This is a genomic window from Veillonella sp. T34266-5, assembly GCF_002959815.1.
Classification (GTDB): Bacteria; Bacillota; Negativicutes; order Veillonellales; family Veillonellaceae; genus Veillonella; species Veillonella atypica.
Genome location: NZ_PPCZ01000002.1, coordinates 72719 through 94060, shown reverse-complemented (window position 1 = coordinate 94060; position 21342 = coordinate 72719). Strand labels below are relative to the sequence as shown.

General features: G+C 40.4%; 10 protein-coding genes and 1 rRNA gene. 4 read left to right on the top strand and 7 right to left on the bottom strand.

Annotated features, from left to right (window positions below):
* Positions 1-1030, bottom strand: a 16S ribosomal RNA gene (locus tag VIHSUH07_RS00825); the annotation flags it as partial.
* 659 nt (positions 1031-1689) lie between these two features.
* Between VIHSUH07_RS00825 and VIHSUH07_RS00820 the strand changes: the two genes are divergently transcribed.
* Positions 1690-2421, top strand: coding sequence for an SIMPL domain-containing protein (locus VIHSUH07_RS00820; RefSeq protein ID WP_105083552.1), 732 nt, complete (start codon positions 1690-1692; stop codon positions 2419-2421).
* A gap of 151 nt (positions 2422-2572) precedes the next feature.
* On the opposite strand, the gene VIHSUH07_RS00815 is transcribed toward VIHSUH07_RS00820, so the two are convergent.
* Positions 2573-3310 carry a ubiquinone/menaquinone biosynthesis methyltransferase gene (locus tag VIHSUH07_RS00815; protein ID WP_105083551.1) on the bottom strand — a complete coding sequence of 246 codons (738 nt, stop codon included), beginning with the start codon at positions 3308-3310 and terminating at the stop codon, positions 2573-2575.
* A 286-nt stretch (positions 3311-3596) separates the two neighbouring features.
* On the opposite strand from VIHSUH07_RS00815, the gene sstT reads away from it, so the two are divergent.
* Both sstT and VIHSUH07_RS00805 read left to right on the top strand, forming a co-directional pair.
* Positions 3597-4817: a serine/threonine transporter SstT gene (gene sstT / locus VIHSUH07_RS00810; RefSeq protein ID WP_105083550.1), complete on the top strand. Its 1221-nt coding sequence runs from the start codon at positions 3597-3599 to the stop codon at positions 4815-4817.
* A gap of 180 nt (positions 4818-4997) precedes the next feature.
* Positions 4998-6515 carry a dihydrolipoyl dehydrogenase family protein gene (locus VIHSUH07_RS00805; protein ID WP_105083549.1) on the top strand — a complete coding sequence of 506 codons (1518 nt, stop codon included), beginning with the start codon at positions 4998-5000 and terminating at the stop codon, positions 6513-6515.
* 126 nt (positions 6516-6641) lie between these two features.
* On the opposite strand, the gene VIHSUH07_RS00800 is transcribed toward VIHSUH07_RS00805, so the two are convergent.
* The 3 genes from VIHSUH07_RS00800 to VIHSUH07_RS00790 form a co-directional block, all read right to left on the bottom strand.
* Positions 6642-7301 carry a PepSY domain-containing protein gene (locus VIHSUH07_RS00800; RefSeq protein WP_005377261.1) on the bottom strand — a complete coding sequence of 220 codons (660 nt, stop codon included), beginning with the start codon at positions 7299-7301 and terminating at the stop codon, positions 6642-6644.
* Positions 7302-7413: 112 nt separating this feature from the next.
* Positions 7414-8535 (bottom strand): AI-2E family transporter, encoded by a 1122-nt coding sequence (locus tag VIHSUH07_RS00795; RefSeq protein ID WP_105083548.1) that lies wholly within the window; start codon positions 8533-8535, stop codon positions 7414-7416.
* 206 nt (positions 8536-8741) lie between these two features.
* A complete protein-coding gene (locus tag VIHSUH07_RS00790) occupies positions 8742-9761 on the bottom strand; it encodes an OmpA family protein (protein WP_105083547.1) in 1020 nt (339 codons plus the stop codon).
* A gap of 276 nt (positions 9762-10037) precedes the next feature.
* Between VIHSUH07_RS00790 and VIHSUH07_RS00785 the strand changes: the two genes are divergently transcribed.
* On the top strand, positions 10038-10745 hold the full coding sequence (locus VIHSUH07_RS00785) for a glutamine amidotransferase (RefSeq protein WP_016475907.1): 708 nt from the start codon (positions 10038-10040) through the stop codon (positions 10743-10745).
* Positions 10746-11018: 273 nt separating this feature from the next.
* On the opposite strand, the gene VIHSUH07_RS00780 is transcribed toward VIHSUH07_RS00785, so the two are convergent.
* Positions 11019-12428: an MATE family efflux transporter gene (locus VIHSUH07_RS00780; RefSeq protein WP_105083546.1), complete on the bottom strand. Its 1410-nt coding sequence runs from the start codon at positions 12426-12428 to the stop codon at positions 11019-11021.
* Positions 12429-12683: 255 nt separating this feature from the next.
* Positions 12684-20957 carry an ESPR-type extended signal peptide-containing protein gene (locus tag VIHSUH07_RS00775; protein WP_105083545.1) on the bottom strand — a complete coding sequence of 2758 codons (8274 nt, stop codon included), beginning with the start codon at positions 20955-20957 and terminating at the stop codon, positions 12684-12686.
* Positions 20958-21342 lie beyond the last annotated feature (385 nt).

Sequence of the window (21342 nt, the reverse complement as noted above, 5' to 3'; positions counted from 1 at the left end):
GTTCTGTCCATCAATGTCAAGACCTGGTAAGGTTCTTCGCGTTGCGTCGAATTAAACCACATACTCCACCGCTTGTGCGGGCCCCCGTCAATTCCTTTGAGTTTCAACCTTGCGGTCGTACTCCCCAGGCGGGGTACTTATTGCGTTAACTCCGGCACAGAAGGGGTCGATACCTCCTACACCTAGTACCCATCGTTTACGGCCAGGACTACCGGGGTATCTAATCCCGTTCGCTCCCCTGGCTTTCGCGCCTCAGCGTCAGTTTTCGTCCAGAAAGTCGCCTTCGCCACTGGTGTTCTTCCTAATATCTACGCATTTCACCGCTACACTAGGAATTCCACTTTCCTCTCCGATACTCTAGATTGGCAGTTTCCATCCCATCACGGGGTTAAGCCCCGAACTTTTAAGACAGACTGACCAATCCGCCTGCGCGCGCTTTACGCCCAATAATTCCGGACAACGCTTGCCACCTACGTATTACCGCGGCTGCTGGCACGTAGTTAGCCGTGGCTTTCTATTCCGGTACCGTCAAATCCTCGCACTATTCGCACAAGAACCATTCGTCCCGATTAACAGAGCTTTACAACCCGAAGGCCGTCATCACTCACGCGGCGTTGCTCCGTCAGACTTTCGTCCATTGCGGAAGATTCCCCACTGCTGCCTCCCGTAGGAGTCTGGGCCGTGTCTCAGTCCCAATGTGGCCGTTCATCCTCTCAGACCGGCTACTGATCATCGCCTTGGTGGGCCGTTACCCCTCCAACTAGCTAATCAGACGCAATCCCCTCCTTCAGTGATAGCTTATAAATAGAGGCCATCTTTCATCCAGTCCCGATGCCGAGATTGGATCGTATGCGGTATTAGCAGTCGTTTCCAACTGTTGTCCCCCTCTGAAGGGCAGGTTGATTACGCGTTACTCACCCGTTCGCCACTAAGATTGATAGAAGCAAGCTTCCATCGTTCTTCGTTCGACTTGCATGTGTTAAGCACGCCGCCAGCGTTCGTCCTGAGCCAGGATCAAACTCTCCAAGATATCTTGAAGCTATTTGAATAGCTCATTATTTGTTGTCGTTACATTTAAGTAACTTTGAATTATGGTTGGTTTTGACTTTGTCAAAACCCGCACTCTGGCATATGTTCAATCATATGATTGATTACCTATCATTGTTCAGTTTTCAAATATCTGTACCAGTCAGACTAGATTTTATCTAGCTCCGAAGCACTTTCGTTTGAAGTGTTTCACCAACTGGCGACTAGATTATAATAACACGTTGACTATTTGGTGTCAAGCACTTTTTATAATCTTTTCTAGAATTTTGTAATCACCTATATATAAGGGATTTACATAAAAATTCTAAAATACTTAGCAAAGAATCTAGATTGTATCTAGTGTTTCCTCATTAAGAAACAGTCGCCTCAACGACTGTATGGTTATTATAGTATAAACCACATACCTATGCAACCCTTAATTCTCATTTTCTCAAAACTTCACATTCAACTCATTTTCAACAAAATATATTGATTTTACACAATCTATTTTGTACAATATACTTAACGTATGACGATATACATGTAATGCCTCAATGAGAGGTATCTCTACCTCTTTTATTAATACTATATAAGGAGATATACATGTCATATCTCAGCGGGGTATGCTTCCCCATTCTATTAATACTATATAAGGAGAGATATATGAAATTCTCAAAACACTTATTTACTAAAACGGTTGCGTTGGCTGCTATATGTGCATCGGTTGCTACAGCTAGCTTTGCAGCACCACAAGGATCATTTGATACATCTGAAATCCATGTTACTGGTCAGGCTTCCCGCTCTGTGGCCCCTACCTACGCAATTCTTACATTAGGTATTACGAGTGAAAACGCAAATATCAATGCTGCAAAATCTAATAACGACCGGATCATGAGCGACCTTATTAGCAAGCTTTCAAATTTAAACGTTGCAAAAAAAGACATTTACACGTCTAATATTTCAATTAATCCTACCAGTGATTACCAAGAAGGTAAACGCGTTAATACAGGTTATCGAGTATCCAACCTTGTAACAGTTAAAATCAACAACTTGGATAGCGTAGGTAAAGTCGTAGACGCAGCTGTTAATGCTGGTGCAAATGACATAAACAGTCTTTCATTCCAAAACGACCCATCTCAACAACTATCCGATTCTTTAACTACAGAAGCTATCCAAAACGGCCAACACAAGGCTGAGGTAATTGCTGCGGCTCTTGGTCGTACCTTAGGTCCTGTAAAAACTGTAAACATTAGCAACACCGAAACAAACACATTCGATCAAGGCTATTATCGTAGTGCCAAAGTACTTGCAGCAAATCTAAGCACTTCCACACCTGTTGAAAAAGGTTCTTTAATCGTATCCCAAGATGCGGATATCGTATACTACCTACAATAAATAATCGGCTATATACTGTAATCAATTAATGTCGAATAAGAACTATCGCACACAAATACTTAACTATTTGCTATAAGCGATTACGTTCATCAACAAACAAAAGACCGTATAACATACGATACTAACTATGTTATACGGTCTTTATTTTGTATTATTTTGTGGTGGATTCTGGTACAACACCTTCGTGTACTGCCACAATGCCACCTGTTAATTCAGTATACTTAGCATTTTCATAGCCCAATGATTTCCAGATTTCTAAAATCTCGCTTTGATGAGGATAGCGACGCAATGATTCCGGCAACCACGCATAGGAAGAATTATCCTTACTCAACTTGCCTATAATAGGTAATATATAGGAGAAGTAGAAATGATATAATTGCTTAAACCCAAATGCACTTGGCTTAGCCAATTCCAAGACTACCACCTTGCCGCCTGGTTTTACAACGCGTTGCATTTCGGATAGCACTTGTTTAATATCAGGTACATTACGCATTGCAAAGCCACTCATAGCCGCATCAAATGTATTATCCGCATAAGGCAAGGCCATCGCATCGCCTTGAACCAAATTCACTTGGTCTAACAGATCCGCTTGGGCCATACGCTCACGACCTTGCTCTAACATTTCTGCATTAAAGTCCAATGCTTCTACTGTCAAAGTCGGTTCTTGGCGCAATGCTTCCTTTGTAAATACACAAGTACCACAAGCTACATCCAGCACATGTTGATAAGGTCCGATATTCATTTCTTTAACGGCGAACTTACGCCAGAAATAATCTTGCCCAAAACTGAGCAATGTATTCATCAAATCATAATGTTTGGCAATATTAGAAAATACACCTTGCACAAATTGTTCTTTGTCTTCATACGTGTTAAATTCTTTAGTATTCATGGTACCCACTTTCATAAACAAGAATATCACATGTTGACAGTATACCATAACCAACGATGACATTCTAGAACTTAGAACGATTCTAATATATATACTATATATACAAAGAATTACAAAATGTTCACATAGAAAAAACACATCATATAATTAGCATTTATCTATTGAATTATAGTAATGTTCGTTATATAATGACATATGTCCTTTCTAAAAGGATTTATTTATTATACTCATTTTTAAGGGTATAACTCATTGTTTTATGTAGTCTAATTAAGTATTGGAGTCTATTATGAATCGATTTATGAAATCCATTAATAGAGTCAGCCTCATCCAACAAATCATCATCGGTATGATTATCGGTATTTTGACGGCTCTCTATGTCCCTGATATTGCAAATGAATTATCGCTATTGGGGATATTATTCGTCGGCGCCCTTAAGGGTATCGCCCCAATTCTTGTATTTTTCCTAGTTATCGCAGCGATCAGTAAACATCGTTCCGGGCAAAAAACAGGTATGGGCTCCGTAATTACCCTCTATCTATTGGGTACATTCCTTTCCGCCGCACTCGCTGTGCTTGTGAGCTGGTTCTTCCCAACTACATTGCATCTAGCTGCTGGTGCAGCTGATGCAGCGCCGCCACAAGGTATTGCGGAAGTCATGAAAACATTACTCAAAAATATCGTAGATAACCCTGTGAAAGCATTAATGTCCGCTAACTACATCGGCATTTTAGGCTGGGCGCTTATCATCGGCGGTGCTCTACGTCATGCACCTATGAATACAAAAGAAGTAATGGAATCCATCGCTCAAGCGATTACTACTGTAGTAGGTTGGATTATCCGTTTCGCTCCTCTTGGTATCATGGGCCTTGTGGCTGATTCCATTGCAACAAATGGTATCGAAGCACTCATCAGCTACTTCCAACTTCTCGTATTACTCTTAGGCTCCATGATTTTCGTAGCCTTGGTAGTCAACCCACTTTTATCCTTTATTTATTTGCGCCGTAACCCATATCCATTGGTGTTCAAATGTTTGCGTGAATCTGCTATCTACGCATTCTTCACACGCAGCTCTGCAGCCAACATTCCTGTAAACCTTGACTTGGCTAAACGTTTGAAACTAAACCCTGATATGTATTCTGTATCCATTCCATTAGGTGCGACCATCAACATGGGTGGTGCTGCAATTACAATTACTGTTATGACATTGGCTGCTGCTCATACATTGGGCATCATCGTGGATGTGCCTACAGCCATCCTTTTATCTGTTATCGCTACTATCGGTGCATGTGGTGCTTCTGGCGTAGCAGGCGGTTCCTTGCTCCTCATTCCGTTAGCATGTTCCCTATTCGGTATCTCCAACGATGTGGCTATGCAAGTAGTAGGTGTTGGTTTCATCATCGGCGTATTACAAGACTCCACAGAAACTGCCCTCAATTCCAGTACTGATATTCTATTCACTGCTACAGCAGATTATGCAAAACGCGGTTACAACGAAAACTGGGATTAAAACAGTATATAGAACAAGACGATCCATTGGGTCGTCTTTTCTTTTTGTGAAAGCTTTCCCTACTCCGACTTTTACCATGAATGAAAACAATATATTTACTATATTGATTATTTTCAATGTAATGGTATAATAGATTTAATGATAATAACTATTACTAGATATATATAGAAAGGAATCAACATGAAACAATACGATATTATTGTAGTTGGCACAGGTGGCGCGACTATCGTAGCCGATGTAGCTATCAAAAAAGGTCAAAAAGTGGCCATCATAGAAAAAGGTAAATTTGGTGGTACATGCTTAACACGCGGTTGTATTCCTACAAAGGTTATGGTAACAGCTGCGAATGCTGTGCAAGAGGTAAAAGAATTCGGTAAAATCGGTGTTAATGTCAGCGAGGCGACGATGGATTGGGATATCGTTTCCAAACGCACATGGCACAAAATCGATGAGTCCGCCGGGATCTACGATTACTACAATGCCTATGACAATGTAGACGTGTACCGCGGTACAGCTAGCTTTGTATCCGATAAGGTGATGAATATTCACCTCAACGACGGTTCTGATATCATAGAAATTACGGCCCCTACCATCATTCTTGGTACCGGTGGCTACAGCAATGTGCCAAATGTACCTGGTTTACAAGAGGCCGGTTATCTTTCTAGTGAAAGCCTCTTTGGCGATAAATTCCCAAAACAACCGTACAAATCCCTTGCAGTCTTAGGCGCTGGTCCTATCGGCGTTGAGTTTGCTCATGTATTTGACTCTGCCGGTACCGATGTAACAATTATTCAACATAATGTACGCTTAGTACCAAAAGAAGATGCGGATATGTCTGAACATCTTCTCAACAACTATAGAGAACGTGGCATCAACGTGATTCTAAATCAAGATACTGTAGAGATTCGCCAAGAAGATGGCCTAAAGGTTGTAGTTACAAAGGATCGTACAACAGGTGAAATCACAGAAACTAAGGTTGAAGAAATTCTTGTAGCCGCAGGCATCCGCCCTGCTACCGAAGAGTTACACCTTGAAAATACCGGTATTGAAACATGGCCAAAGGGCTGGATCAAAACAAACGAGTTTCTTGAAACATCTGTAGACGGCATCTATGCGTTAGGCGATGTAAACGGCGAACCTGCATTCCGTCATCGCGCCAACTACGAAGCGGATATCATTGCACATAATCTATACTTTGCCAAAAACGAAGCAGATTTCCGTTGGGCCCGCTATGACGTGTTGCCAAAGGTTACCTTCTCCTATCCTGAAATTGGTAGCGTAGGTCTTACCGAAGCAGAAGCGATTAAGGCTGGTTACAATGTAGGCGTAGGCAAAAACTTCTACTCCTCTACGGCCAAAGGCTATGCTATGGGCATTGATCCTGGTGATGTAAACGACGGCTTTGTAAAAATCGTGGTCGACAAAGATACAAACCATATCCTTGGTATTCATGTGATTGGACCACAAGCCTCTATCCTATTCCAACCATATGTAAACCTTATGAACAGCGGTGTAACTCCATTGACTGCCATCAATGAAGAAATCGCCTCTGAACGAACAAAACGATTACGCAAAAAAGGCATCATGCGTAACATGGATCCTAAGTCCGTAATCACCGTCGGTGAAACCATGAGCCCACACCCTTCTCTTATCGAAGTTATCATGTGGACACAAGTGTACTACGAAAACCGCTGGTAATCGATTATACATAACAATATAACAGGGAGTACACATCAAATGATGTGTACCCCCTGTTTTTTTCAAAAGAAAAGCCTCACCTTCTCTTTTAGTTCATCTAATTGAGTTGGTGAGGCTTGTTGTATATTATTTTTTATCCATAACGATGTCATGGCCCCATACGAGGTTCGTACGGCGTTTGTCAAAACCTTGATCTGGTTCTGGAGGTAATTTTGTTGCTTTACTTTGTTCAATGTAAGCACCTGTATTACCATCAACAGTCACTACTGTTTTCTTACCATTTTGATGCATTGTTACATAGTAATTAACTTTACCATTGTGAGCTTCAACCTTCCAGCCCTTCATAACGGCATCTGCACCTAATTGTGCTTTAGCAGCTGCTTCCGCTTGAGATGGTTCGATAACCTTATCTTTGTTGAAGATTTCACCAATAACGCGTTTAGGTTTGCCACCTTCGCTCATATCGGATTGATTGCCAGTGATGATATCAATCTTCATTTTGTATTCGTGATATTTACTATATCCAGTTACTTTATAAGCATAGGCCAAATCATTGGAATTCAATTCTACAGAGTGCAACGCTGCATTAGGGAAACGATTTTGGAAAATCGTACCAATTTCGCTCATTGTCATAACCACAGATTGACCAGGTGCACGTTTAATCGTAATATCTGTGCTTGTTTCTGGTTTAGTCTTACGCGCTTGTGCTTCATACGGTGTGGCTACGGAAAAAACACCAACGGCCAACACGCCAGTCATAACCAAAGATAGTAATTTTTTATTCATTATAATCCTCCCAATAGTAATCGGATTCTACAAACTTGTATGTAATCTATTCAACTTTACATTTCATATAGAGCCATCAGGCTCAAAAGGAGATATCCAATGTGACTAAACTTTATAAACCTTCGTTAGAGGCTAATCGTTCTTCAACATCAGTCATCAATAATTTGTAACAGGTTGCTACTAATGGCACGCCTATAATCATGCCTGTAACGCCCATCAAGCTACCACCTATGATAACAGCTGCAAAGACCCATAAGCCAGGCAACCCTACAGAATTACCTACGATTTTCGGGTAAATCACATTGCTTTCAATTTGATGCAAAACCTCTAAAATAATGACGTAAATTAATGCATCCATAGGACTGATAGTAAGCAATATAACAGCGCCCATTACACCGCCTATGTATATACCAACCAATGGAATTAACCCCGTAAGGCCGATAACACAAGCAATGGTCGTAGCATAGGAGATATTACAAATCCATAATGTAACGCCCACCATGATACCTAAGATCACGGCATCGATAAACTGTCCCACAAAGAAACTACTAAATGTTTGAACAGCAACTCTGACCACATAGGTGACACGATTGACCCACGTATCAGATGCATAGGCTTTCAAAATACGCTTGCCTTGCGACATAAGGCGTTCCTTATCGAGTAGCATATAAATGGCAAAGATAAGACCTAACGCAATATTTACGGTCCACGAAAGAATAGTGCCCATCGTATTCACCACATAGGTGCCACCTTTGGTCCCCCATTCACGCGTGTAGTTAACTACACTTTCACCATTCAAGGTATTTAATACCGTAGGATTCGAGGCCAATGGAATGGTATCACTTAAATGGTAAATCCATTGTTGAAAGTCTAGATATAGCTGCGGTGCTGCGGACACAATAAGTGTAATAGAATGCACTAACTGCGGCACAGCCATACGAGCAATAAAGTACACGATGAGACTAATCGTCACAAAGGATAGGATAATGCTCAACGGACGCCTAATCTTATACCGCCAACCCGATATGATACGAGGCCATAACCAACGTTCATAGCGGACGACGAGAATATCGAGGACAAAGGCCATGCAGGCACCTACGATAAGCGGTACAAAAGCCGTTATCAAGGCGTCGATGCCCGATGCTATATCGCTAATGCGCAAGGCCACCAATATCATGAGTCCTGCCAGGATTATCGCACCGATAAGCTCCTTATAATATTTAAATTTTTCCATACTAATAACTCACTTTTACTAAACACATGGTAAGTATTGTACACAATGTAAATGAAAGCTATATGACATCGATCAGCTTACATATGTACAGTAGTATTTCTAATAGATTTAGTATAACACAAAAGTCCATCTTATCGCACTCAAAATATACAGAGAGACGAAAAGATGGACTTGTATGTATTTAGATTAAATTGAGAGAGCTCAAATTAACGGTGAATGAAAACGTCTACACGACGGTTTTCAGCTTTGCCGTTTGCAGTTGCATTAGTTGCAACAGGTTTAGCATCACCATTAGCGATACCGATCAAGCGGTTAGCATCTACACCATTGTTTACCAAGTATTGTGCAACATCTTGTACACGGCGTTCGGACAAGCCAATGTTGTATTGAGGGTTAGCATCAGTATCTGCATTACCCAACAATTTTACTTGGTCGTTTTTGTATTGGTTAGCAGCGTTCAATGCAGCTTGTAGGTTAGCACCTTGGTCTGCACGAGGAACGTCTTGGTCAGAATCGAAATAGATGGATTGTACATAGTAATCAGCTTTAGCTGGTTTTTGTACAGGAGCTGCAGTGTGTTCAACTACAGGAGCTGGAGCTGGTGCAGGAGTTACAGCGATTGGTTCAACTTTTTCAGAGCCACCGAAACGGTAGGACAAACCAACTACAGGACCTTGGAAGGATACGTTATGGTTATCAGTTGCTTTTGTATTTACATAACGGTAACCAGCATTGATATCAAGATCATCAGTTGCTTTGTAACCTAAACCTGCTTCCCAAGTTGTAGTTTCTTTTGTACCGATACCAGCTTTGCCGTATACGTCTACTTTAGAACCTAAAGCAGCTTTACCAATGATACCAACTTGTGCGATGTTGTTTGTATGTTTGATAGCATCGCTATGAATGCGACCCCAACCACCATACAATGCAAAGTTTTTGCTCAATGTTTGAATCAAGTTTACTTCTTGCATGTTGGAATCAACATGTTTGGAATTCAAACCATGGTAACCGTATTGGATAGCAGTTTTGTCGCGCAATGCATGAGTAATATCGCCATCAAAGTTCCATTTGTAAGCAGCTTTAAAACCATCTGCTTTAGTTTCAACGCTAGCTGCGCCAAGATCAACTTGAGTTTCACCTTTTGTGAATTGTGTTTGTGGTGTAGCACCTACAACAGAAATACCCATTGTAGCTACAGCCAATAATGCTACTAATTTTTTATTCATTGTATTATTCCCTCCATTAATCACCCTTACACACATAAGGGCTTTTTTAACGATAATTCTATTGTACACAACACTTCGAAAAAAATCAATATTCTAATGAAAACCTTATGAATATATACAAATTTTCGGTCATGCCAACGATATTATTCGATATAATTGTATGAAAGTAAACATGACTCTTCCCACTTGCTTTACTTTGTGTGAAAGCTCACATAAAATTCTATAGAATATGATATACTAGCACTAGATAGTTGTACATAGTTATAAGGAGGAACCATGAGTAAAACAGCCTATGTAGTACGTCATATCCACTTTGAAAACGCAGGTATTTTAGAACCTTTATTAATAGAACGCGGCTTTACCTTAGAATATATTGAAGCCCCCCTTGCTGACTTTAATCAGTACGATGCAAGTAAGGCAGATCTTGTTATCGTCTGTGGGGCACCTATTGGTGCATACGACGAAGAAATCTATCCTTTTTTAACCGATGAAATCAAGTTTATAAAGGACCGCATCGATAGTAAAAAACCATTACTCGGCATCTGTCTTGGAGCGCAACTTATTTCCCGCATCATGGGCGGCCATGTGGGCCCTATGAGCCATGGCAAAAAGGAAATCGGCTTTGGACCATTGCGTTTTACTGCTGAAGGGCAACATACACCACTAGCCCTCTTAGGCAATACACCTGTTCTACACTGGCATGGCGATGAATTTGACATTCCAGAAGGTGCCGTTCGCCTTGCTGAAACAGACCTCTGTCCTAACCAAGCCTTTTCGATTGGCAATCATATTTTAGGATTGCAATTTCACCTAGAGGCAGATCCGACCGTTATTGAAAGCTGGCTTGTGGGCCACTGTGCAGAGCTATGTAATGCGGGCATTGATATTCCTAGAATCCGCAAAGATGCACGAGTATTCTCCGAGTCCCTACCAGCAGCAGGCAAAAAAGCTATGGCCGCATGGCTAGAATGTAATAATCTATAATTAATCTCATAAACATACTACAAGCCCCCTGTTTATCTGGGGGCTTAGTCATGTGCACACGCATATAAAAGAGGCATCGACCATTACTGGCCGATGCCTCTTTATATTCATATATATATCCCTTACATATATACGTGAAATTGATGATTTTTACAAACAACACGTTCCCCAACGTGTCATTTATTCCACATCTGTATTGTATACCATTCTTAATTACTAGGCAAGAAGTTTTTCATAAAACTTTCATAAACTATTTTAAAAGTTTCAATGTACCTATACCACCTTATGCTGCCATGAACCACCTATAAAACGTATGTAGGCACAAACAAGCCGTAACGATTGATCTAAGCATAGAGAAATCCATGCCCCATATAGGCCTAGACCTAATGTAATACATAGCACATAGGTAATGATTGGGCGAATAACAGCAACGCTTATTAATGAATATTTCATGATATAAAAGGTATCGCCGGCCCCTTTCAACACACCTGCAAAGACCTGCTGTAGTGCTTGAGGAAAGGCAGCGATAGCCATAATGCCCATCAATGCGGTAGCCAGTGTGACAACCTCGCTTTCACGAGTATAGGCTTGTACCAACAAATGACCTGCACTAATAAATATAAGACCACTAATGAGCCCTACAAAGAGCCCCATACGAGCGCCGATACGACCAAAAGCCTTCGCTAAATCCGGTCGTTTATGTCCTAGGTTTTGACCCGTATGAGAGGCGCCGGCGAATCCAAGGCCCATGGCAAAATAATAGAATATATCCATCAAGTTCATACACACATAATGGGCAGCCAATGGTACGGCACCAAGGGAAGCAACAATCATGGTATATGTATACATACCAAAACGTTCAAAGAACTGTTCCCCTAAGGAGCTGCCTCCTACGTGAAATATCGTATGAAGTACGGAACGCTCAAAGCGCCATTTTGACGGATGCAATAAGGTAAGTCCAGTTTTGGTATGTTGTGAGATAGCGCGCAATAGCAATGCTGCGATAACGGCACTACTGATGAGCGTCGAAATACCAGCCCCCATAACACCAAATTCTGGAAAAAAGGCAATACCATAGATCAAGAAGAAATTCATAATCGTATTTAAGACATTCCCCACCACATTAGATTTGAAGATAACCTTTGTATTACCATAGCCGATGAGAGCGCCCCCTACAATTTGGCTAAAGGACTGAAATACAAGGCTCATGACAATGAATCGACCATACCAAACAGCGGTTTCAATATAGCCATCCTCTGCCCCTGTAAATCGCAAAATATGCTCTAAATTAAATAAGCATATAGCGAGCAATGGAATGTAGATTAAAAAGTTCAGTAGAATCGATTGCTTGAGCACTGCATTCATACCATCTACATCACCTTCACCATGACGGCGGGCAATAATTGCGGTTACTGCAATCGATAAGGCCCGGCAGATGACAAGCATAACCATTTCTGGTTGTCCCATGATACCTACAGAGGCCAGTGCAGAGGCCCCCAACGAGCCTACCATGGCTAAATCGATGGCAGTCATCAGCTGCATCATGAGCCCTTGCAAGGTCGCAGGCCATGCAATTTTTAAGTATTTATTATATAAGTTTTTTGTAGTATCTACCGGTCCCAGTCGATCCTTCATCGGTAATATGGTATCTACTGAGAACCAGCGTTGTAATGATGTTAACATAATGACTCCCCATAATAAACCCATAGAGATTACATTAAACTTCCCATAATATTACCGTATTATATCATATAACATATGAGAAGTCATTCATATGTTATGCAATTTAAATAATAACTTATATCAAAAATGCAAAGAACCCTCTTGCATACGTTTTATACCCAACAGGGTATAAGTATCGTAGTTAAGAGGGTTCTTTATTTTATTCCAAGATTATTGTATCTTTACAATTTGATTTCTATTATCAATTTTTATTACTTAGCCTTTGGATGCCAACAATTTATCCACCGCTGCTTTCAAATCATCTAAGCCCTTCTTCGTTTCTGCCAATTCACGACGTTGTTGTTCGTTCTCAGCTTCTAACGTAGTCAGACGAGCTGCTTGATCAGCGATAACATATTTTTGTTCCGCATTTTCCTTTTTAAGACTAGATACTTCATCTTGCATTACATACACAGAGCTAATAGGACCTGCTTTGTAACGGTCAGGAATATTTTTCTTTTCTGGGCTAGAACCAAATTTATGAGTTACCCCAGCATTCACCATGTTACGGTTTGCACCGAGAGATACGCCAACATTGAACATTGTATCTTCGTTTGTATAATGTGCAAGACCTAAGGCAGCTGCTGTTTCACCACGATAATTACCTACGCCAGCCATCACTTGAGTTGGTTCCAATGGATCGTATTGGATTGGTTTCAACGCTGCCATGGCTGCTGCATGAGCACCTACGCGTTGTACCTCGCCCGCTACTTGACCAATAGCATCACCAATTCTTGCATTAGATGCTTTCAACTGACTTACATTAACTGCATCAGTATCATCTGTACCAGGGGCAATGCCTTTAAGTTGGTTATTACCATTATTGAGACCATCCTTAGTCAAGGAAATAGGGCCTGCATTAGGATTATTAGGGTTTGCACTACCAGGTGTAATTGTTATGCCATTACCATCTGTTACAGTCGTGTTACCTGCTGCATCTTTAAATGTAGCAGACTTCATATCCTTGAGCTCTGGATTTACTGCATAACTAATCGTTTTACCAGCTTGGCTAACCATCATATTATTGCCCGCTTTGAAAGTAACTGTTTCATCAGTTTTTACTTTTTCAGCAGTCGCTGTTGGTGTGCTATTAACACCTGAACCTTCTGTACCAACAGTTGCATTCCAGCCTGCATTTTCAACGGCAGATTTTACTTGATCTTCAGTAGCTGCACGGCCAGACGCAATATTATTTGAATTCCAAGTTTTATTAGTCAAACCTGTAACAACACCATCTTTGCCATTTACAGCAACAGGATTATTACCACCAGTAGTAATGATGCCATCTTTACCATCGATACCTACAGTACCAATTGTAGCCTTCCCATCCTTACCATCAAGAGCAATCTTATCGCCCGCTTTTACAGAACCATTCTTGCCATCGATAGCAACTGCATTAGCACTATCACCAGCTTTAATCGTACCAGTTGTACCATCTACAGTTACTGCCTTAGTTGGATCTGTGCCCAATGTAACGGTATCATTTAATTTATTGTCATAAATGATATGTCCATCAGCGGCAGTAGTCTTAGTCAATACAATATTGCCTGTAGTACTACCAGCACTTTCACCACCATTAGCAGTCAATTCTGTTTTAGACGCCTTAGACTTAGCCTCTAATTGACGTACATTGACAGCATCTGTGTCATCTGTACCATCTGCAATCTTAGAAATTTTATTGCCCCCATTATCGAGGCCATCTTTAGTTAAGGATACAGGATCCTTACCAGCTGCAGTAATTGTTACACCGTCTTTAGTAAGAGCTGTTTTATTACCATTGCCATCATCGATAACTGTGCTATCCGCTGTGGAAGTATTTGTTTTTGTACCATCAGTAATCTTAGTACCATCAGCTGTTGTTGCGGTAGACTTAGCACCATCTGTTACTGTATTACCAGCTGCAGTAGATGTATTCGTTTGCGTACCTGCAGTTTGTGTAATGGAATCACCATTGATAACAGTTGTGTTATTACCCGTACCGTTGAAGCTTGCAGAGTTCATATTCACAAGGTCTTTATTCAAGGAATATGTGAAGTCACGCTCATTTTGGTTGATTGTGATGTTTTCACCTGCAATCATCGTAACCTTTGCGTCTTTACCTACTTTGGCATCTGTCTTAGTACCAGTTTGTTTACCAGATGTAGCAGCATCTTTGTCTGCTGTAATTTGCCATGTTTGGTTAGCCGCAGCATCAGCTACTGCTTTCAATTGATCCTCTGTAGCAGCACGGCCAGAAACAGCATTGCCATCCCAAGTCGTATTAGCGAGACCTGTTACATGGTTATTTGTACCATCTACAGTGACACCACCGATATTCGCTGCTTTGCCTGTAATAGTACCAGTAGTACCATCTAACGTTACCGCCTTATTACCACCAGTTGTAATTGTATTATTAACACCATCAATAGCTGCACTACCAATAGTAGCTTTACCAGTTGTGCCATCAATAACAATGGCATTAGCGCCAGAACCAAATGTCAATGTATCATTAAGTTTTACATTGTAAATTGTATGACCATCTGCAGCCGTTGTAGATGTTAATTTTACATTACCTGTTGTTGTATTAGCCGCTTCATCATCATTAGCAGTGATTTCTGTTTTAGATGCTTTTTTAGCTGCATTAATTGCATCAGCTACATTCTTAGCTGTTGCCACGCCATCTGTAGCAGGAGCTGTAACAGTACCATCTGTGCCAGCTGTAATAGCCGCTGTTTTTACGTCATATTTAACAACGCCTGCATCATCAATAGTAGCAGATGTTAATGTACCATCTTTAAAGTTCAAGCCATCAGCTAAGGATACTTGTTTAGCAGTACCATCATTTGCTTTGTAAGACAATTTAGTCTTAGTTGCAACCTTAGTACCATCAATCGTTACCTTGTAATCCTTAGTTGTGCCATCTGCACTTGGTGTACCTGTAACAGTCAACGGATTATCCGCATCAGTTGTATCAGTACTTACTGTAACTGCACTGACAGCAGATTTCTTAACCTCTGCTTCAGATACTTTTACAGTCAAGTTCTTACCATCTGCATCAGTTGTTACATATTTACCGTCGCCTTTGATACCCAATGTATCGTCTTTAAGGTTGACTACACCGGCAGAAGTATTTGTATCGCCAGCAAATTTCAAGTTAATTGCATCAGTGCTTGCTTTAGCTGCCTTGTTAATAGCATCTGCTACATTTTTAGCTGTTGCTAAGCCATCATCGCCTGTGACAGATGCTGCACCAGTAGTGGCATTACTATCGATAGTAGCACGTTTTGTAGATACCTCTACAGTATCGCCATTCATCTTCGTAGAAATGAAATCACCTGTAGCACCTTTTACATTAAATGCTACATCCCCATCTTTTAAGGATTGGCTAGATACATTACCACTATCCGCGCCAAGGGACACTTTACGGCTCACAGCCGCTGCAGAATCATTGATCTTAGTCTTAGTATCATCATTAATATCAAATGTTACCTTGCCATCATTATCTACAGTGGCCTTTGTCATCGTGCCATCTACAAAGTCTAAGCCTTTAGATAATTTAACAGACTTAGCATCTGCATCAGCTGCGCTATTAGCACGGTATGTCAACGTTTGGCTTGCTACAGTATCTTTTAACTGTTTTACATTTACTGCATCAGTATCATCAGTACCTTCTGCAACCTCTTTAATTTTGTTGCCACCAGCCTTGATTTCATCAAGAGTAAATTGGATTGTTTTAGCTCCTCCTGCAGATTCGGCAATTAGTCCTTGTGCATTATGAATAGATTCATTTCCATTCGCATCGTTGAAAGCAAGTTCACGAGATGTAAGATTATTAGCATCAGAACCACTACGAAGATACAAAATGTCTGATCCAAGAAACGTTTCAACTCCATTAGCACCAGTTTCGCCATTATTAATGCTTAAACCCTCACGATTAATTTTGGTATAAGCACCGCCACCCGAAGATGTAAATGTACCGCTAGAATCTGCAGCATCAAACTTGATTGTTTCACCTAGACCATCTTCAAAGGAAATAGTGTTCATTTTCTTAAGATCTTTGTTTAATGTAGTAGCGATTTTTTTACCAGTTTGAGTAACTGTAATATTATCGTCACCAGTAAAGTTAACAGTATCTCCACCGGCTACAGTAGTCGGTGTACCACCATTAGCAGATAGATTCCACGCTGCACCTGCTCTTGCTGTAGTAGCCGCTTTATTAATCGCATCAGCCACGTTCTTAGCAGTTGCTAAGCCATCATCACCTGTAACAGAGGCAGTACCTGCAGCGTCACTGTTAATAGTAGAACGTTTTGTGGAAACTTCTACAGTGTCGCCATTCATCTTCGTAGAAATGAAATCACCAGTCACACCTTTTACATTAAACGCTACATCGCCATCTTTTAAGGATTGGCTAGATGCTGTGCCACTATCGGCACCAAGAGAAATATTACGAACTACTGCATCAGAAGAATTATCTACTTTAGTTTTAGTGTCTGTATCTAAACCAACTGTAATCGTTTGACCATTTACAGTAGCTTTTACACCATTAGCACCAGCTACATTAAGTTTTTGGTTTTTAAGATCAATAGTCCCATTATTAGTACCATCTGTAATATTTAGGTTTTGGGACAAGTTAGCAACGGCTTGCTTAACATCACCAATATTGGCTGCATTAGTATCAGTTGTACCACCACTTGCAACATTAGTGATTGTTTTATTGCCTGCGTTGATACCATCAGTTTTATCAATAGAGATGCCGCCTACAGTTACTTTATCTGTTGTAATACCAGTACCTGTAATTGCAGTCGTACCATTTGTTAAGCTAGATGTATTGATTACTGTGTTGCCAGCAGTAATAGAATCTACGGTAAGATCTTTCTTTGTGGCTACAGTAATTTTCTTTTTATCTGTACCATCTTGAGTAATCAAGATATTGTCGCCATTGATAAGATCTACTGTATCCCCACCTTGTACAGATGTTTTATCTGTTGTGCTGGAATTTGTTGTAAGATTCCATGCCGCACCAGCTTTAGCTGCATCAGCGGCTTTATTGATAGCATCGGCTACATTTTTAGATGTTGCTAAACCATCATCACCTGTTACAGATGCTGCACCTGTATTGGCATCGCTAGTAATAGCTGCACGCTTAGTGGAAATTTCAACAGTGTCGCCATTCATCTTCGTAGATACTAAGTCACCTGTAGCACCTTTCACGTTGAATGCTACGTCGTTATCTTTCAAAGATTGGCTAGATACTGTACCGCTATCTGCACCAAGAGAGATGTTACGAGCTATTGCTGTAGAAGCATTATCTACTTTAGTTTTTGTAGCTGCATCAAGACCTACTGTAACAGTTTGGCCATTTACAGTTGTAGTTACACCATTTGTACCGGAAACAGTAAGTTTTTGATTCTTAAGATTTACAGTACCGTCTGTACCACCATCAGAAACAGTAAGATTTTGAGATAGGCCATCTACAGCTTTATTGATAGAATCCGCTACATTTTTAGCAGTCGCTAAACCATCTGTAGGGCTATTTACTTTAGCTTTACCATCAGCATCATTAGTAATCGTTTCAGTGGCAGTAGAAATAGTTACATTGCCATTTATACCTACCGTAGCTTTTGTAAAAGTACCATCTATAAAGTTTAAACCATTTGCAAGGGATACTTTATTTGTATTAGCACCATTAGCTTTGTATGTTAATTGTGTTTGATTAGCTAGCTTAGTAGTATCGATACCAATAGCATAATCTTTAAAATTAGTACCTGCTGTTGGTGTTACAGTAATAGGATTATCTGCTGGTGTAGCTTTACTTACCGTTACAGCAGTTACAGCTAAATCCTTAACCTTAGCTGGATCAACAGATACTTGAACACCTGTAGTAGAGGCCTTTGTAGTAACTAAATTACTATCGCCATATACTTTGAATGTTGCATCGCCATCTTTTAAATATTTTAGGCCTGTAGTGCCAGAATCACCTGTTAAACCAATGCCTTTCGTTGTAGCATTCACAGTGTTGTTATCTAAACCGACTGTTAGAGTTTGTCCATTTACATAGGTTCTAACACCATTGGCACCAGAAACGGTTAATTTTTGAGTTTCTAATTTAACCTTACCATTATGGCTACCATCTGAAAGATTAAGATCTACACCATAGATAGCATTTTTAAGGTCTGTAATATTAGCCGCATTAGTACCTACATTACCGCCGCTAGAAACATTGGTAATTTGTTGCCCCCCTGCACTAATAGAGTCGGTACCAAACTTAACAGTTCTTGTACCATTTTTCGCAGTTAAACCATCACCAGTAATGGTTACATTTTTAGGACCCGTAGGTGAACCCATTTGTAGTGTTGTATTACTTAACACATTATTGCCAGCTGTAAAAGATTGACCTGTAAAAGATCTACCAGAAACAGCCCCGTTTGAACCATCTAGAGTAATTTGATTACCACCATAAGAAACTGTAACGGATTGATTAGCTTTCACAGTATCTACTGTAATCGCCTTATTCAAAGAAGTAGTAATTTTTTTGCCATTACGAGTTACTGTAAGATTATTATCTCCGCCAAAAATCACAGTATCTGATTTATTGATTACTTCAGGAGCACTAGGATCCCTATCCGCAGCTACTTTCCAGCTATATGCATTGGCAGAAATAGCTTTATTAATAGCATCTGCTACATTTTTAGAGTCCGCCATACCTGCCGCATTTGCAGAAGCTTGACCATTTGTGACATTAATATTTTGTGTTTTACCTGAAATTGTAAGGTTTTGACCGTTAGCAGCCGTTGTAATATATGTGTTATCCCCCTTAAGGCCTAATGTACTATTTGCAATATTTACATTGCCAGTATTCACATTGCCAGAAAATGCAAGGTTCACACTCTTTAATTGAGCTACGTTAACTGCATCTGTATCTTTTGTACCCGCTGCAAGGCCTGTAAGTTGACGTGTTACAGTACTACCATTACCAATAGAAACAGCACCATTTGTGCTGGTAAGCACATTGCTATTTAAACCGGAATAAATATCTGTACGGTTTGTATTAGGATTATAACCTTTAACACCTCCAGCTACATCGGCAACGGAATCACGTCCTAAGGCAACACCACCATCAACGGTAGCTCTAGAATCAGGACCAATAGCAACGGATTTAACTGCACTTGCATTAGAGGCAGTCCCGATAGCTATAGAATGTTGAGATGTGGAGTTAACGCGACTACCTATGGCAATTGATTCTAAACCATTAGCTGTCGTTGCGGAGCCGATTGCAAGAGCTTTATTACCTGTAGCAGTCGTTGGAGTAGGTCCATAAGAACCAATGGCAATAGTTCCATCATCATTAGCTGTAGCACTAGCACCTAACGCCACAGAGTTAGCACCTTTAGCAGTTACATTCATACCAGTAGCAACACTGTTAAATGCAATCGACTGAGCAGCTTGACCAACTGCGACACCGCCTAAATCAGCCTTAGTTCCATTAGTACCCACAGCAACACCATTGGCACCTTTTGAGGTAGTAGAAACACCGATAGCAATACCATTGTCCCCTGTCACTGAACTTTTTTTACCAATAGCAATACTGCTATTTCCAGTTGAAGAACTTTCGCCCCCAATAGCAATACCATAATCTTTAGTCGCATTGGCGGACATACCGATACCAACACCAGCAGTGCCACCAGCCTTTGCCCTTGAGCCCAACGCCGTAGAAGATGCACCAGATGCAACAGTACCATGACCAAATGCAGTAGAATCATTATCAGATGCAGTGGCATCTGCGCCCAGTGCACTTGCATAGTTACCTGTAGCCTTAGAGCCAGTACCGACTGCTACAGCTGCATCTACGGAAGCAAGGGAGTTAGCCCCTAACGCTGTAGCATTACCAACAGCACTAGCATCAGCACCTAAAGCACTCGCATATCTACCTGTAGCTTTAGCACTAACACCAACGGCTATAGACTTATCACCAGTGGCACTAGTCTTAGAACCTAACGCTGTAGCACTATCAGCTGTAGCTGCAGCATTAATGCCAACTGCTACAGATCTATCACCAGTAGCACTAGTCTTAGAACCTAATGCCGTAGCACTATCAGCTGTAGCATAAGCAGCTAAACCTAGTGCAACCGTAGATTTACCTGTTGCATGGGCACCAGCCCCTACTGCTGTAGCAGGTAAAGCAGCTGGTGCCACTTCTGGAGCTGTTGCTTCACTTTGATAGCCAATTGCAATAGATTGGTGACTACCAGAATTCGCCGCATTACCAATAGCTAGTCCATTAGTTTTACCACTATCTACAATACCATTTGCAAGTGATGCAGATGGTTTATCCGTTATTGGTGCCGGTGCTGCTGCAACATCAGTTACGCCTGCAGTTTGCATCGCTAAAGCAGCTAATATACTCGCTACTACAATTTTCTTTTTCCCTGTTTTATTTTTTGCCATTTCAGATACTACGACATAGCACTGTTTGGACTTAGACCAAATTACTTTAAATATTTTATTCATATGTTTTCCTCTTCTAAAATACTAACCCTCAACTATATGAATTTTATGTTCCATACTTCTCTCAGTCTGGAAATAATGAAAGCTACATAGCTTTACATTTATAAAAACCTATTTTCAATTTTACCATAATTCATCTAATTTTCTCAATTTAAAAGTTTATTTTTTGGATATTTACTATTATCTCAATTACGCATAAAACACGTCTAAATACGCATTATTATCATAATTCATTTATAATTCACCTTAATAAATTGCATGTATTTTTGTATTTTTATGTCATCAACTGAGAATGTCAAAAGCAAAAAACTGTATCATAAAAATGTTCCATTTTTACAAAATATACATAATTTATACATGATATTCGCTTCAATTTAACATTTTATTA

Excerpts from the sequence above, each read along its gene's own strand:
- VIHSUH07_RS00780 (WP_105083546.1), bottom strand. The coding sequence starts at position 12,428 with ATGTTAACATCATTACAACGCTGGTTCTCAGTAGATACCATATTACCG.
- VIHSUH07_RS00815 (WP_105083551.1), bottom strand. The coding sequence starts at position 3,310 with ATGAATACTAAAGAATTTAACACGTATGAAGACAAAGAACAATTTGTG.
- VIHSUH07_RS00775 (WP_105083545.1), bottom strand. The coding sequence starts at position 20,957 with ATGAATAAAATATTTAAAGTAATTTGGTCTAAGTCCAAACAGTGCTAT.
- VIHSUH07_RS00805 (WP_105083549.1), top strand. The coding sequence starts at position 4,998 with ATGAAACAATACGATATTATTGTAGTTGGCACAGGTGGCGCGACTATC.
- VIHSUH07_RS00795 (WP_105083548.1), bottom strand. The coding sequence starts at position 8,535 with ATGGAAAAATTTAAATATTATAAGGAGCTTATCGGTGCGATAATCCTG.
- VIHSUH07_RS00820 (WP_105083552.1), top strand. The coding sequence starts at position 1,690 with ATGAAATTCTCAAAACACTTATTTACTAAAACGGTTGCGTTGGCTGCT.
- VIHSUH07_RS00790 (WP_105083547.1), bottom strand. The coding sequence starts at position 9,761 with ATGAATAAAAAATTAGTAGCATTATTGGCTGTAGCTACAATGGGTATT.
- sstT (WP_105083550.1), top strand. The coding sequence starts at position 3,597 with ATGAATCGATTTATGAAATCCATTAATAGAGTCAGCCTCATCCAACAA.
- VIHSUH07_RS00800 (WP_005377261.1), bottom strand. The coding sequence starts at position 7,301 with ATGAATAAAAAATTACTATCTTTGGTTATGACTGGCGTGTTGGCCGTT.
- VIHSUH07_RS00785 (WP_016475907.1), top strand. The coding sequence starts at position 10,038 with ATGAGTAAAACAGCCTATGTAGTACGTCATATCCACTTTGAAAACGCA.